Source organism: Paracoccus sp. PAMC 22219, from assembly GCF_000787695.1.
In the GTDB taxonomy this organism is placed as follows: domain Bacteria; phylum Pseudomonadota; class Alphaproteobacteria; order Rhodobacterales; family Rhodobacteraceae; genus Paracoccus.
The window spans coordinates 1-14,859 of the sequence record NZ_BBPH01000026.1 but is presented as its reverse complement, the minus strand read 5'-3'; the positions used below and the strand labels follow the sequence as shown (position 1 = coordinate 14,859).

The 14,859-nt window shown below is 67.6% G+C and carries 11 protein-coding genes and 1 pseudogene; 4 read left to right on the top strand and 8 right to left on the bottom strand.

What is annotated here, in order from left to right; translation table 11 throughout:
* On the top strand, nt 1-415 hold a 415-nt coding region (locus TY51_RS04660), incomplete at its 5' end, for an inorganic phosphate transporter (RefSeq protein WP_197054641.1).
* Here TY51_RS04660 and pncB read toward each other — a convergent pair.
* On the bottom strand, nt 412-1,704 hold the full coding sequence (pncB, locus tag TY51_RS04655) for a nicotinate phosphoribosyltransferase (RefSeq protein ID WP_042246505.1): 1,293 nt from the start codon (nt 1,702-1,704) through the stop codon (nt 412-414). The genes TY51_RS04660 and pncB overlap by 4 nt on opposite strands.
* A 59-nt stretch (nt 1,705-1,763) precedes the next feature.
* Nucleotides 1,764-2,360 carry a bifunctional nicotinamidase/pyrazinamidase gene (gene pncA / locus TY51_RS04650; protein ID WP_042246503.1) on the bottom strand — a complete coding sequence of 199 codons (597 nt, stop codon included), beginning with the start codon at nt 2,358-2,360 and terminating at the stop codon, nt 1,764-1,766.
* 128 nt (nt 2,361-2,488) lie between these two features.
* Between pncA and TY51_RS04645 the strand changes: the two genes are divergently transcribed.
* Entirely contained in the window at nt 2,489-4,084 is a 1,596-nt protein-coding gene (locus tag TY51_RS04645) for an SLC13 family permease (RefSeq protein ID WP_042246501.1), read from the top strand.
* A 53-nt stretch (nt 4,085-4,137) separates the two neighbouring features.
* Nucleotides 4,138-5,028 (top strand): rhodanese-related sulfurtransferase, encoded by an 891-nt coding sequence (locus TY51_RS04640; RefSeq protein ID WP_042246498.1) that lies wholly within the window; start codon nt 4,138-4,140, stop codon nt 5,026-5,028.
* A 4-nt stretch (nt 5,029-5,032) separates the two neighbouring features.
* On the opposite strand, the gene TY51_RS04635 is transcribed toward TY51_RS04640, so the two are convergent.
* Nucleotides 5,033-7,309: an NADP-dependent malic enzyme gene (locus tag TY51_RS04635; RefSeq protein WP_042246495.1), complete on the bottom strand. Its 2,277-nt coding sequence runs from the start codon at nt 7,307-7,309 to the stop codon at nt 5,033-5,035.
* Nucleotides 7,310-7,394: 85 nt separating this feature from the next.
* Nucleotides 7,395-8,120, bottom strand: coding sequence for a proteasome-type protease (locus tag TY51_RS04630; protein WP_042246493.1), 726 nt, complete (start codon nt 8,118-8,120; stop codon nt 7,395-7,397).
* 153 nt (nt 8,121-8,273) lie between these two features.
* On the opposite strand from TY51_RS04630, the gene TY51_RS04625 reads away from it, so the two are divergent.
* Nucleotides 8,274-10,247, top strand: a complete 1,974-nt coding sequence (locus tag TY51_RS04625) for a bifunctional 2',3'-cyclic-nucleotide 2'-phosphodiesterase/3'-nucleotidase (RefSeq protein ID WP_042246509.1) — start codon at nt 8,274-8,276, stop codon at nt 10,245-10,247.
* Between the two features lie 33 nt (nt 10,248-10,280).
* Here TY51_RS04625 and TY51_RS04620 read toward each other — a convergent pair whose 3' ends face one another.
* From TY51_RS04620 to TY51_RS04605, 4 genes and pseudogenes are all read right to left on the bottom strand, one after another.
* On the bottom strand, nt 10,281-11,087 hold the full coding sequence (locus tag TY51_RS04620) for a transglutaminase family protein (RefSeq protein ID WP_042246490.1): 807 nt from the start codon (nt 11,085-11,087) through the stop codon (nt 10,281-10,283).
* A 3-nt stretch (nt 11,088-11,090) separates the two neighbouring features.
* Nucleotides 11,091-12,047 (bottom strand): alpha-E domain-containing protein, encoded by a 957-nt coding sequence (locus TY51_RS04615; RefSeq protein ID WP_042246487.1) that lies wholly within the window; start codon nt 12,045-12,047, stop codon nt 11,091-11,093.
* Nucleotides 12,048-12,061: 14 nt separating this feature from the next.
* Entirely contained in the window at nt 12,062-13,471 is a 1,410-nt protein-coding gene (locus TY51_RS04610; protein WP_042246485.1) for a circularly permuted type 2 ATP-grasp protein, read from the bottom strand.
* Nucleotides 13,472-13,649: 178 nt separating this feature from the next.
* Nucleotides 13,650-14,804, bottom strand: a pseudogene (locus TY51_RS04605) (acetyl-CoA C-acyltransferase).
* Nucleotides 14,805-14,859 lie beyond the last annotated feature (55 nt).

Sequence of the window (14,859 nt, the reverse complement as noted above, 5' to 3'; positions counted from 1 at the left end):
GGTGCTGGTGCTGGCGGGCGGGGGCCTGGCCATCGCCACGGGCACGCTGCTGTTCGGGCGCCGCCTGGTCCACATGGTGGGCAGCGGCATCACCAAGCTGAATGCAGGGCGCGCCTTCTGCGTGTCGCTGGCCACGGCGGTGACGGTGCTGGGCGCATCGGCCCTGGGGCTGCCGGTGTCGACCACGCATGTGGCGGTCGGCGGCATCTTCGGCGTGGGCTTTGCGCGCGAATGGCTGGACCGTCGCCGCGGCAGTCGGTCCGAGGCCCTGCCCGCGGACGAGACGCGCCGCCGCATCCTGGTGCGGCGCAGCCATGTCGTGACCATCACCGCCGCCTGGCTGGTGACGCTGCCCATCACGGCATCGCTTGGCGCGCTGGCCTGCCTGCTGGTGCTGTGGGTGACCGGGGTCTAGACCGTGACCCTCAGCGCCTGCTGGACACCCACCCCGAAGACGCGCTTGTAGCGGTCGATCTCGGCCGCGGGGCCGGTGGCCTTGGCGGGGTTGTCCGACAGCTTGACGGTCGGACGCCCGTCGGCGGCCACCGCCTTGCAGACCAGGCTGAAGGGCGCCAGCCCGTCGCCCGGCACCAGCCCGCGGAAATCGTTGGTCAGCAGCGTGCCCCAGCCAAAGCTGACCTTGACGCGACCGTGGAACTGCCGGTGCAGGGCCACGATCTTGTCCACGTCCAGCCCGTCGGAAAAGATGATCAGCTTGCCGCGCGGGTCCTCTCCGCGCGACTGCCACCAGCGGATCGCGGCTTCCGCACCGGTCGCCGGATCGCCGCTGTCGATGCGGATGCCGGTCCAGCCCGCCAGCCAGTCGGGCGCGCCCGCCAGGAACCCTTCGGTGCCGTAGGTGTCGGGCAGGATGATGCGCAGGTTGCCGTCATGCTCTTCGTGCCAGTCGGCCAGAACGTCGTATGGCGCCTGGCGCAGGGCGGCGTCGCCATCGGCCAGGGCCGCGCGCACCATCGGCAGTTCATGCGCGTTGGTGCCGATCGCCTCTATGTCGCGGCGCTGCGCGATCAGGCAGTTCGAGGTGCCGGTGAACCGGTCGCCCAACCCCTCGATCATCGCCTGCACGGCCCAGTCCTGCCACAGGAAGCTGTGCCGCCGGCGCGTGCCGAAATCGGCGATGCGCAGGTCGGGCAGGGCGCGCATGGCCTGGATCTTTTCCCACAGCCGCGTCATGGCGCGCGCGTACAGAACCTGCAGCTCGAACCGTCCCATGTCCTTCAGGACCGCGCGGGACCGCAGCTCCATCAGGATCGACAGGGCCGGGATCTCCCACAGCATGACCTGGGGCCATGGGCCCTCGAAGGTCAGCTCGTACTGGCCGTCGCGCTTGTCCAGATGATAGGCGGGCAGGCGCAGCCCCTCCAGGAACTCCATGAAATCGGGGCGGAACATCTGGCGTTTGCCATAGAAGGTGTTGCCGCGCAGCCAGGTGCTCTCTCCGCGCGTCAGCGACAGGGATCGCACATGGTCCAGCTGTTCGCGCAGTTCGCCCTCGTCGATCAGGTCGGCCAGGCGCACGTCCTTGCTGCGGTTGATCAGGCTGAACGTGACGGTCGTGTCCGGGCTGTTGCGGAACACCGACTGGCACATCAGCAGCTTGTAGAAATCGGTGTCGATCAGCGACCGGACGATCGGGTCGATCTTCCATTTGTGATTGTAGACCCGCGTGGCGATGTCGGCCATGACGCTGTTTCCTTGACCATTTCACCCTTGGTGCCTTGATCCGCGGGGCGGCGCAACCCTCAGGCCAGCGTGACCCCCGCGCGGGTCATGCCGTCGCGTGCCGCGGCCAGGCTGCCGTCCAGGTCGATGGCGCGGCAGGCACCCTCGACCACGCGGGCGTTGAAGCCAAGGCGGGCGGCGTCCATCGCGCTCCATGCGACGCAGAAATCATGGGCCAGCCCGGCAAAGGTCAGGTCAGTGATGCCCCGGTCGCGCAGATAACCGGACAGGCCTGTGGCGGTCGTGCGGTCATTCTCGAAGAACGCGGAATAGCTGTCGATGCCGGCCCGGAACCCCTTGCGCAGGATCAGGTCGGCCCGGTCGACCTCCAGATCGGGGTGGAAGGCCGCCCCCGGCGTGCCGATCACGCAATGCGCGGGCCACAGGACCTGCGGGCCATAGGGCATCTGCGTCACCGAAAAGGCCGCGGCGCCGGGGTGGTTGTCGGCAAAGCTGGCATGGTCCGCCGGGTGCCAGTCCTGCGTCAGGATCACCGCCTCTGCCTCGCGCATCATCGCATTGATCGGCCCCACGACCTGGTCGCCTCCGGCCACGGCCAGCAGGCCGCCGGGGCAGAAATCGCGCTGCATGTCGATGACGATCAGGGCTTGGGTCATCCGGTCCGCCTTGGGTTCGGGTTCGCGCCACTAGACCGCCGGACGGTGGCGGCCGTCAAGGGTGGTCGCCGATCTGGTTTTGTCATAACTTAACCGCAAGAATATGTTGAACGAATAGGGAGGCCACGATGGGTATACAGGACGATCTGCATCACCCCGCCAAATATGACGAGAACGAGGTTCCGACGCGCTCGCCTCAGTTGATCTGGGGTCTGCGGGCTTTGGGGCTGGTGATGGCCGGCATCGTCTGGCTGCTGCTGGGCGGGCAGGAGGGCCTGTCCGAGGATGCGCGCATCGTCGCCGCGGTCGGCACGCTGATGGCGATCTGGTGGATGACCGAGGCGATCCCGCTGTCGGCCACGGCCCTGCTGCCCATCGTGCTGATCCCGGCGCTGACGGAAACCACCGTCGGCCAGGCGACCCAGCCCTATGCCAGCTCGATCGTGTTCCTGTTCCTGGGCGGCTTCCTGATCGCCATCGCGATGGAGAAATGGCACCTGCACACCCGCATCGCGCTGCTGACGTTGCGCAAGGTGGGCGTGGCGCCGCGGCGCATCGTGCTGGGCATGATGCTGGCCACCGGCTTTCTGTCGATGTGGGTGTCCAACACCGCCACCACGCTGATGATGCTGCCCATCGGCCTGTCGGTCCTGTCCCTGGTGGTCGAACGCGGATCGCGCCAGGACGGCGCCGCCGCCGAGGATGCGATGAAGGCCGGCGGCACCATCACCGATGTCGTCAAGGATCCCAACATCAGCGCCTTCGGCGTCTGCCTGGTGCTGTCGATCGCATGGGCCGCGTCGATGGGGGGCCTGGGCACGCTGCTGGGCAGCCCGCCCAACGCCATCGTCGCGGGCTATGCCTCGGACGAATTGGGCCGCAACATCGGCTTCCTGGAATGGATGGTGCTGGGCACCCCGCTGGCCTTCATCTTCATCTTCATCGCGTGGTTCCTGATGACCCGCGTTCTGTACCGTTTCGACCTGCCGGAGATCCCCGGCGGCAAGCAGATGATCGAGGATCAGGTTCGCGACCTGGGCGCCCTGAGCCAGGGAGAGAAGATGGTCCTGGCGGTGTTCCTGGGCGCGGCGTTCCTGTGGATCGTGCCGGGCCTGCTGACCTCGATCCCCGCGATCGAGGCCGCGGCCCCGTGGCTGGGCAACCTGGACGACACGGCCATCGCCATCGGCGCGGGCCTGGCCATGTTCCTGCTGCCCGGCAAGGGGCGCGACAAGATGGTCCTGGACTGGAAGGACGCCGAAGCCGGCCTGCCCTGGGGCGTGCTGCTGCTGTTCGGTGGCGGCCTGTCGCTGGCATCGGCCGTGGCGTCGTCCGGCCTTGACGGCTGGTTCGGCCAGCAGGTCACGGGTCTGGGCGGGTTGCCCACGATCCTGCTGGTGGGCGCGGTGGTCACGATCATCCTGTTCCTGACCGAGATCACGTCGAACACCGCCACCGCCGCGACCTTCATCCCGATCCTGGGCGGTGTCGCCCTGGGCATCGGGGCCGATGCGATGACTCTGCTGATCCCGGCGGCGCTGGCCGCGACCTGTGCGTTCATGCTGCCGGTGGGCACGCCGCCCAACGCCATCGTGTTCGGCACCGGCACCGTGACCATCGCGCAGATGGCCAAGGGCGGGTTCGTCCTGAACGTCGTGGGCATCCTGCTGATCACCGGCCTGACCTATCTGCTGGGCGGTCTGGCCCTGGGCCTGACCTTCTAGGGTCTGCGTTCTGATCTTGCGCCAAGGGGCGTGGCCGCGATAAGGCCACGCCCATGTTGCCCCAAACCTCTCTGACAGTCGCCGCACTGTACCACTTTGCCCGCCTGGCCGATCCGACCGCCCGACAGGGGCCGTTGCTGGACCTGTGCCGTGACCAGGGCCTGTGCGGCACGCTGCTGCTGGCGCCCGAAGGGGTGAACGGTACCATCGCGGGGCCGCGCGCCGGCATCCTGACGGTGCTGGACCACATCCGCGCCTGGCCCGGTTTCGCCGCGCTGGACTGGAAGGAAAGCGCCGCCGACACGCCCCCCTTTGCCCGCATGAAGGTCCGGCTCAAGGCCGAGATCGTGACCATGGGCCAGCCCGACATGGACCCGGCCACGACCACCGGCCATTACGTGGCGCCGCGCGACTGGAACGCGCTGATCGCCGCCCCCGACGTGGCCGTGATCGACACGCGCAACGATTACGAGGTTCAGATCGGCACCTTCCGGGGCGCCATCGACCCCGCGACCAGCAGCTTTCGCGACTTTCCGGCCTGGTGGCAGGAGAATGCCCACCGGTTCGAGGGCAAGCGCATCGCGATGTTCTGCACTGGCGGCATCCGCTGCGAGAAATCGACCAACTACCTGATCTCGCAGGGCGTGGGTCAGGTCTATCACCTGCAGGGCGGCATCCTGAAATACCTTGAGGAGGTCCCCGAGGCCGACAGCGCCTGGCAGGGCGAATGTTTCGTCTTCGATCAGCGGGTCAGCCTGACGCATGGGCTGGCGCAGGGGCGGCACGGGCTGTGCCACGCCTGCCGCCGCCCCCTGGCCCCCGAAGACCGCGCCCGTCCCGAATATGAGGACGGCGTCAGCTGCCACCGCTGCGCCGACGAATACACCGACGCCGACCGCGCCCGGTTCCGCGACCGCCAGCGTCAGTTCGACCGGGCGCCCTGACGGCTCAGCCCCGCGCGCCCACCCCGCCCGCGGCGATGGCGGCCATGTTCAGGATGTCGCTGACGGTCGAGTTCGTCGAACAGATCTGGATCGGTTTCGCGACCCCAGTCAGGATCGGACCGATCACGGTCGCGCCCGCCATCTCCTGCATCAGCTTGACGGAAATCGACGCCGAATGCCGGGCGGGCACGACCAGCACGTTCGCGGGCGCCGTCAGGCGGCTGAAGGGATAACGTGCGGCGGCATCCATGTTCAGGGCCACGTCCACGGTCATCTCTCCCTCGTATTCGAAATCGACGCCGCGCGTGTCCAGGACCGTGGCGGCCTGGGCCATCTTGATGGCGCGTTCGCTGACCGGATAGCCGAAGTTCGAAAACGACAGGAAGGCCACGCGCGGCTCCAGCCCCAGGTTGCGGGCGACGGCGGCGCCGCGGGTCGCGATGTCGGCCAGATCCTCGGCCTCGGGCCATTCATGGACCAGCGTGTCGCCGATCAGCACGATCCGCCCCCGGTGCAGCACGGCGGTGATGCCCACCGCCCCGTCCTGCGGGCGCACGTCAAACACCTGGCCGATCTGCGCCAGCACCGGCGCGTTCTTGCGCGTGGCCCCGGTCACCAGACCGTCGCCATGCCCATGGGCCAGCATCAGGGCTGCAAAGATGTGACGGTCGCGGTTGGCCAGCTTGAACGCATCCTCGCGGTCGACGCCCTTGCGCTGCAGGCGCTGGTACAGGAACTCGTGATAGCTGTCCAAATGCCGGGTGTTGGCGGCGTTCACGACGCTGATCTCGCGGAAGGCGTCGCCCATGCCCAGGGCCTCCAGCTCTGCCTTGACCTCGGCCTCGCGGCCCACGACCAGGGACTGACCCATGCCGGTCCGCTGCCAGGCGACGGCGGCGCGCAGGACGCGCGGATCATCGCCCTCGGCAAAGATCATCCGGGCCTGGGCCTGGCGCGCGCGGGCGTGGATGCCCTGCAGGATCGCGGCCGTCGGGTCCATCCGGTTCTTCAGCGTCTGGACATAGCCGTCCATGTCGATGATCGGACGGCGCGCGACGCCCGTGTCCATCCCGGCGCGGGCCACGGCGGGCGGGATCACGTGGATCAGCCGCGGATCGAAGGGCGTCGGGATGATGTAGTCGCGCCCGAACTGCAGCTTGCGGCCATAGGCGACGGCGACCTCGTCAGGGACATCCTCGCGCGCCAGTTTCGCCAGGGCCTCGGCGCAGGCGATCTTCATCTCGTCGTTGATGGCGCGGGCGTGGATGTCCAGCGCGCCGCGGAACAGGTAGGGAAAGCCTAGGACGTTGTTCACCTGGTTCGGATAATCGCTGCGCCCGGTGGCCACGATCGCGTCGGGGCGGACGGCATGGGCATCCTCGGGCGTGATTTCCGGGTCGGGGTTCGCCATCGCGAAGATCACCGGGTTGTCGGCCATGCTGGCGACCATGTCCTGGGTCACGGCGCCCTTGGCGCTGACGCCCAGGAAGACGTCGGCGCCCTTCATGGCCTCCTCCAGCGTGCGGGCGGTGGTGACGACCGCATGGGCCGACTTCCACTGGTTCATGCCCTCGGTGCGGCCCTGATAGATGACGCCCTTGGTGTCGCACATGATGCAGTTGTCATGCCGCGCGCCCATCGACTTCAGCAGCTCAAGACAGGCGATGCCGGCGGCCCCCGCGCCGTTCAGGACGATGCGCACATCCTCGATTTTTTTCCCCGACAGCTCCAGCGCGTTCAGAAGGCCCGCGGCGCAGATGACGGCGGTGCCGTGCTGGTCGTCGTGGAACACCGGAATGTCCATCAGCTCCTTCAGGCGCTGTTCGATGATGAAACATTCCGGCGCCTTGATGTCCTCCAGGTTGATGCCCCCGAAGGTCGGGCCCATCAGCTTGACGGCATTGATGAATTCGTCCGCGTCCTCGGTGTCCAGCTCCAGGTCGATGGCGTTCACGTCGGCGAACCGCTTGAACAGCACTGCCTTGCCCTCCATCACCGGCTTGGAGGCCAGCGCGCCCAGGTTGCCCATCCCCAGGATCGCCGTCCCGTTCGAGATCACCGCGACCATGTTGCCCTTGGTGGTGTAATCATAGGCCAGCTCCGGCCGGTCCGCGATGGCCTGCACCGGCACCGCGACGCCCGGCGAATAGGCCAGCGACAGGTCGCGTTGCGTGGTCATGGGGGTCGAGGGCGTGATGTCGTATTTGCCCGGACGCGGCTCCAGGTGATAGGCCAGCGCCTCTTCGGGGGTGATGCGGGTGCGGCTGGTCTTGTCGGTCATGGGATCCCCCGAAGATGATATGCGCACTGCTTAGCGGGTTGGCAGTGCCGCTTCAACGCGCATGGGCCGCGGGGCCCCTGGCGCCTCAGATCGTGACCTTGACGAAGCTGTCGCGCAGGGCGGCGGACCAGGCGGCGCTCATCTGCGCGAAATCGGGGTCGCCGTCCAGGATGCGGCGCCGGGCGGTCACCGCGCAGGCGTCGGTCTCGATCACCGCCAGGTCCAGCGGCATGCCGACCGACAGGTTCGACCGCAACGTGCTGTCCATCGACAGCAGTACGGCCTTTTGCGCGTCCGACAGGCTGGTGGCGGGGGTGACCACGCGGTCCAGGATCGGCTTGCCGTACTTGTGCTCGCCGATCTGCAGGAAGGGCGTGTCCTCGGTCGCCTCGATGAAATTGCCCTCGGGATAGATCAGGAACAGGCGCATGTCGCCGCCCTTGCGCTGTCCCGCGACGATCATGCTGGCGGATGCCTGCTGTTTCAGGTCGCGGCACTGCTCGGCGATCTCGCGCCGGGTGCGGCACAGGGTGTCGCCGATGATCGTGGCCACGCGCAGCATCGTCGGTGCCTTGAGGATCGAGGTCGTGTCGTCAGCCAGCTCGTCCTCGATCGCCTCCTCCAGGCGGGCGATGGTGGTCTGGGTGACCGACAGCGACCCGGCGGTCATGATCGCGATGATGCGTTCGCCCGGCGCCTCAAAGAAGAACATCTTGCGATAGCAGGATATGTTGTCCAGCCCGGCATTCGTTCGGGTATCCGACAGCAGCACAAGCCCGGCATCCAGTTTCAGTCCGACGCAGTAGGTCACCGGTCCATCTTTCCGTTGCAATCCGCAGGGCAGACTAGGACCGGGTGGCGGGGGCTGCAATCGCTCGTTTGCGGGTCGTGTCATGAAACTTTGGGTCGCCTTGGCGCGCCAAATTGCACATCGTGCAGGTTCCACCACCCAAGGACGAACATGATGACCCATCCTCTTGCCCTCAGCCGCCGCGGATTCCTGACATCGGGGGTGGCCGGCCTGACGCTTGTCGCACTGCACCCCTATTCCGCGCGGGCCGAGGCGGGGCAGGCGCATCTGCGCATCATGGAGACGACGGACCTGCACGCGCATGTCTGGCCCTACGACTATTACGCGGACACGGCGACCGACACCCTGGGCCTGGCGCGGACCGCGGCCCTGGTCGGCGCCGTCCGCGCCGAGGCCACGAATGCCGTGCTGTTCGACAACGGCGATTTCCTGCAGGGCAACCCGATGGGCGATTTCATTGCATACGAGCGCGGGATGGAGGGGGACGCGACCCACCCGGTGATCCAGGGGATGAACGCCCTGGGCTTTGACGGCGGATCGTTGGGCAACCACGAATTCAACTATGGGCTGGAGTTTCTGGGCGCCAGCCTGGCGGGCGCGGGCTATCCCGTCGTCTGCGCCAACGTGGTGACCGAGGCCGGCGCCACCCCGGACCAGGACCGGACCCTGGTGCCGCCCTATGCGGTGATCGACCGCGACCTGACCGACGGGGCGGGCGCGGTCCATCCGATCCGCATCGGCATCATCGGGTTTGTGCCGCCGCAGATCATGCAATGGGACCGCGCCCATCTGGAGGGGCAGGTCACCGTCCGCGACATCGTCGAGGCGGCCGAGGCTTGGGTGCCCAGGCTGCGAGCCGAAGGGGTCGATCTGGTAGTGGCGCTGGCCCATTGCGGCATCGGCGGCCAGACGGCCCAACCGGGGATGGAGAACGCGGCCATCCCGCTGGCCGCCGTCGACGGCATCGACGTGATCCTGACCGGGCATTCGCATTCGGTCTTTCCCGGTCCCGACTACGAGGGCGTGGAGGGCGTGGACGCCACGGCCGGCACGATCGGCGGCAAGCCCGCGGTGATGGCCGGGTTCTGGGGGTCGCATATGGGGCTGATCGATCTGCTGCTGGAACGGCAGGGCGACGGCTGGACCATCGTCAGCCACCAGGTCGAGGCGCGCCCGATCTATCAGCGCGACGACGAGGGCGTGGTGACCCCGCGGGTCGAAAGCGTGCCCGCCATCGAGGAGGCGACCGCCGCCGAACACCAGCAGACGCTGGACTATGTCCGCCGCCCCGTGGGTCAGACCAGCGCGGCGCTGTACAGCTATTTCGCGATGGTGGCCGACGATCCGTCGGTCCAGATCGTGTCGAACGCGCAAAGCTGGTACATCGCGCAGATGCTGGCCGGGACCGAACACGAGGGGCTGCCGATCCTGTCGGCGGCCGCGCCCTTCAAGGCGGGCGGGCGGGGCGGCCCGGACTATTTCACCGACGTGCCGCCGGGCGACATCGCCATCCGCAACGTGGCCGACCTGTATCTGTATCCCAACACCATCCGCGCCGTGCGGGTGACCGGCGCGCAGGTCAAGGACTGGCTGGAGCGCAGCGCCGGGGCCTTCAACCAGATCGAACCGGGGCAGGCGGACCAGCCGCTGCTGAACCCCGATTTCCGCAGCTACAATTTCGACGTGATCGACGGGGTCACCTATGGGATCGACCTGTCGCAGCCGTCGCGGTTCGATGCCGACGGGGCGGTGGCGAACCCGGACGCGAACCGCATCGTCGATCTGGCCATCGACGGGCAGCCCATCGATCCGGCGGCGGAGTTCATCATCGCCACCAACAACTATCGTGCCACCGGGGGCGGGTCTTTCCCCGGCGCGGACGGCACCACCGTGGTGTTCGAAGGGCCGGACACCAACCGTGACGTGATCGTGCGCTATATCCTGGATCAGGGGACGATCAACCCGTCGGCGGACGGCAACTGGTCGTTCGCAGCGCTGGACGGGGCCACGGTGCTGTTCGACACCGGGCCGGGGGCCGCGGCCTATCTGCAGGAGGTGACCGCCCTGACCATCGAACCCGCGGGCGATGCGCCCGACGGCTTTGCCCGCTATCGCATCACGCTGTGACGGTGGGCGGACCGGGGGGCTTGCCCCCGGTCCCTACTGGGCCATCTCCTCGACCCGGACGCTGACATCCATGTCCTCGGACCCGGTGCCCATGGCCACGCCCCGGATCGGGGCCGCATCGGCCGCGTCCAGACCGGACCCAAGCCGGACATAGCGTTCGTCCGGGCAGCAGCGGTTGGCGGCGTCGAAACCGATCCAGCCCAGGCCCTCGACCTGGATCTCGGCCCAGGCATGGGCGGCGTCATGGGCCTGACCATCGATGGTCGAATGCAGATAGCCCGACACATAGCGCGCGGGCAGCCCGCGCAGGCGGGCGATGGCGGTCAGGGCATGGGTATGGTCCTGACAGACCCCCTCTCCCAAGGCCAGGGCCTGGGATGCGGTGGTGCCGGTATGGGTCACGCCGGGACGAAAGGCGATGCGGTCGCTGACCGATGCCGACAGCTGATGCGCCAGGTCCAGCGGGTCGCTGCCGGTGACGGACTGGGCCAGCGCGCGCAGCGCATCGTCGGGGCGGGTCGCGGGGCTGTCGCGCAGATAGGTCAGCGGGTGGATCATCTCGCGGTGACCGCGCAGCACGCCCGCCATGTCGCGGGTGTCGATGCGCCCCGTGATGCGCACGGTGACATGATCGACCGGACCGCGCACGGTCCAGCCCTCGATCCAGTCGCCGGCACCGTCGCGGAAACCCGGACCCTTGACGCCACCCGACACGTCGATCTGCCATTCGTGGGTCTTCTGCCCCTCGAACACGGACGGCGTCAGGCGCAGGCTTTGCACCAGGTTCCGGATCGGCTGGCCATAGCGATAGACCGTCTCGTGAGAGATTTTCAGACGCATCGTTCACACCCCTCCAAGCAGGTAATCCTGGTGGACCAGGTTGGAAATCTCGGACAGTTCCTGGATGAACCAGCTGAGGAACTCGTGCAGCCCCTCGTCGAAAATCATCTCGATGTCGCGGGCCTGCAGGGCGGTCAGCACCTCGCGCGCCTTGTCGCGGGCGCTGGTCGGCACCCCGTCGCCGTAACGGCGCGCCAGACCCTCAAGGTGCCACACGGTCTCGTAGAGCGACGTGATCAACGCGCGGGGGCTTTCGCCGTTCAGGATCAGGAAATCGGCCACCTGACCGGCGGTGATGTCGCCGCCATAGGCCCAGTGATAGGCCCGGTGCGCCGACAGCGCCCGCAGGATCACCTGCCACTGATAGGTGTCCAGGCCCGATCCCACGAACTCGATCCGCGGCAGCAGGACGAAATACTTGACGTCCAGCAGGCGGGCGGTCGCGTCGGCGCGCTCCAGCCCATATCCCAGGTTCATGAAATGCCAGCCGTCGTTCCGAAGCTGCGTCGCGTTGATCGCGCCGCGCACGGTCGAGGTGTGGCCGGTGGTGAAATCGGTCAGCCCGGCCGTGTCCAGTTTCGACCGCGGCTGGCGTTCGATCCGGCGCAGTTCCTGAAACGCCACGTTCAGAGCGTCCCAGACCTGGCTGGTCAGCGCGGTGCGCACGATGCGCCCGGCCTCGCGCGCCTTTTCCAGGCAGCTGGCCACCGATGACGGGTTGGCGCGGTCGAAGAAGATGAACTCCTCGATGTTCTCCTGGGTGATCTCTCCGTATTTCTGCGCGAACAGGTCCGAACTGCCCGATGCCTGCAGCAGCGAGTTCCATTCGTTCTGATACCCGGCCTCGGTGTTGGGCAGCAGCGTGATGCGCTGTCCCACGTCCAGCAGGCGCGCGGCGGTTTCGGCGCGTTCCAGATGGCGGCCCATCCAGAACAGGTTCGAGGCGGTGCGGCTGAGCATCGTGTTACGTCCCCTCATTCCGACAGCACCCAGGTGTCCTTGACACCCCCGCCCTGCGACGAATTCACCACCAGCGACCCCTCGCGCAGCGCGACGCGGGTCAGCCCGCCCGGCACCAGCTCGATCCGGTCGCCGCACAGGCAATAGGGGCGCAGGTCAACGTGGCGCGGCGCGATGCCCTCGTTCACGAAGGTCGGGCAGGTCGACAGCGCCAGCGTGGGCTGGGCGATATAGTTCGACGGATTGGCCTGGATCTTGGCGCGGAACACCTCGATCTCTTCCTTGGTCGACTTGGGGCCGACCAGCATGCCATAGCCGCCCGATCCGTGGACCTCCTTGACGACCAGTTCGGGCAGATGCTCCATCACATAGCGATAGTCATCGTCCTTCCACAGCGTCCAGGTCTGGACGTTGTTCAGGATCGGCTCCTCTCCCAGATAGAACCGGATCATCTCGGGGACAAAGGTATAGATCGCCTTGTCGTCCGCCACGCCCGCGCCCGGTGCCGAACAGATCGACACGCCGCCCGAGCGGTACACGTCCATCAGCCCCGGAATGCCCAGCATCGAATCGGGACGGAAGCACAGCGGATCAAGGTACGGATCGTCGATCCGGCGATAGATCACGTCGACGCGCTTGGGCCCGGTGGTCGTCCGCATATAGCAGAATTCGCCGTCCACGAACAGATCCTGCCCCTCGACCAGCTCGACCCCCATCAGGTTGGCCAGGAAGCTGTGTTCGTAATAGGCGCTGTTGTAATGGCCCGGCGTCAGGATCACGCAGGTTGGCCGGTCGTTGCATTTTGCGGGTGCCACCGATTCCAGCGTGCGGCGCAGCAGGTCGGGATACTGGTCCACAGGCTCGATCCGGTTGCCGCGGAACAGCTGCGGGAACATGCGCATCATGATCTCGCGGTTTTCCAGCATGTAGCTGACGCCCGACGGCGTGCGGCAGTTGTCCTCAAGGACATAGAACTCGTCCTTGGCGGTGCGGACCAGGTCGATGCCGATGATGTGGGAATAGACGCCGCGCGGGGGGACAAAGCCCACCACCGATTTCTCGAAGGCCTCGTTCTGATAGACCAGGCGACCCGGAATGCGGCCGGCGCGGATGATCTCTCCGCGGCCATAGACGTCGCGCAGGAACGCGTTCAACGCGCGGGCGCGCTGCTTGATGCCGCGTTCCAGGCGGCGCCATTCGGCCTGCTCGAACACGCGGGGCATCATGTCAAAGGGGATCAGCCGGTCCGGATCGCCACCCTCGCCATAGACGGCGAAGGTGATGCCGATGCGGCGGAACAGCGCCTCGGCCTCGGCCTGCTTCATCTGGCGGAAATCGTCAGGCATCGTCTCGACCCATTCCCGCAGGCGGGCATAGGGGTCGCGGACGCTGTCGCCCTCGAACATCTCGTTATAGTAACTCATCACTCCCCCACTGGCTGACGCATTGTTTTCCGGGTCTTTGCTTGGATCGATGATCCGCGCCCGGTTCCGGTAAGTCCACAGCAGAACCGCCGGATTTGCCCAATGGTTCCGCAGCTTGGCGTCGCGGCGGGGGCGCCGCTGTGCGCGAGCGTGGCAGCCTGCCGCTTTGGCGGGCAGATCAGCACAGCTCGACCGCCAGCGCGGTGCCCTCGCCGCCGCCGATGCAGATCGCGGCCACGCCCCGGCGCAGCCCGCGCGCCTGCAGCGCATGGATCAGCGTGACGATGATCCGCGCCCCGGACGCGCCGATCGGATGGCCCAGGGCGCAGGCGCCGCCATGCACGTTGACGCGGTCATGAGACAGGCCCATCCGCGCCATGAACGCCATCGGCACGACGGCAAACGCCTCGTTCACCTCCCACAGATCGACGCTGTCCTTGTCCCACCCGATCCGCGCCAGCAGCTTTTCGGCGGCGGGCACCGGGGCGGTGGGGAATTGGCCGGGGGCCTGGGCGTGGCTGGCATGGCCCAAGATGCGCGCGATGGCGCCCTGTGCCCCACCGCCCAGCACCAGCGCCGCCGCCCCGTCCGAGATGGATGAGCTGTTGGCCGCCGTCACCGTGCCCCCGTCGCGGAACGCGGGTTTCAGCAGCGGGATCTTGTCGGGGCGGGCCAGCCCGGGCTGTTCGTCGGTATCGACGATGGTGACCTTGCCGCGGGCGGGCACGGTGACGGGGGCGATCTCGGTGGCGAATGCACCGCTGGCGATGGCCTCCTGCGCGCGAGTCAGGCTGGTCAGGGCGTATTCGTCCTGCGCCTGGCGGGTAAAGGCGAATTCCGACGCGCAATCCTCGGCGAAGGTGCCCATCAGGCGACCCTTGTCATAGGCATCCTCCAGCCCGTCCAGGAACATGTGGTCCAGCGCCTGCGCATGGCCCAACCGGCGCCCGCGCGCATCTTGGGCAGCAGGTAGGGGGCGTTCGACATGCTCTCCATGCCTCCCGCGACGACGATCCCGGCGCTGCCCGCGCGGATGGCGTCCGATGCCATCATCACCGCCTGCATCCCCGATCCGCACATCTTGTTCAGCGTGGTGGCGGGCACCTCCTGGCCCAGCCCCCCGGCAAAGCCCGCCTGCCGCGCCGGGGCCTGGCCCTGGCCCGCGGGCAGGACGCAGCCCATGAACAGCGCATCGACCGCCGGGCTGCCCGCGCGGGCCAGTGCCGCGGCGATGGCCGCCCCGCCCAGATCGGCCGCGGCCACCCCCGACAGCGCCCCCATCAGCCCGCCCGATCGGCGTGCGCGCCGCCCCCAGCACATAGATGTCCTGAATTGTCATGATCTTCCCCCCGATCCGTCCTTGCGCTTACCGGATCGTAACCTTTGGG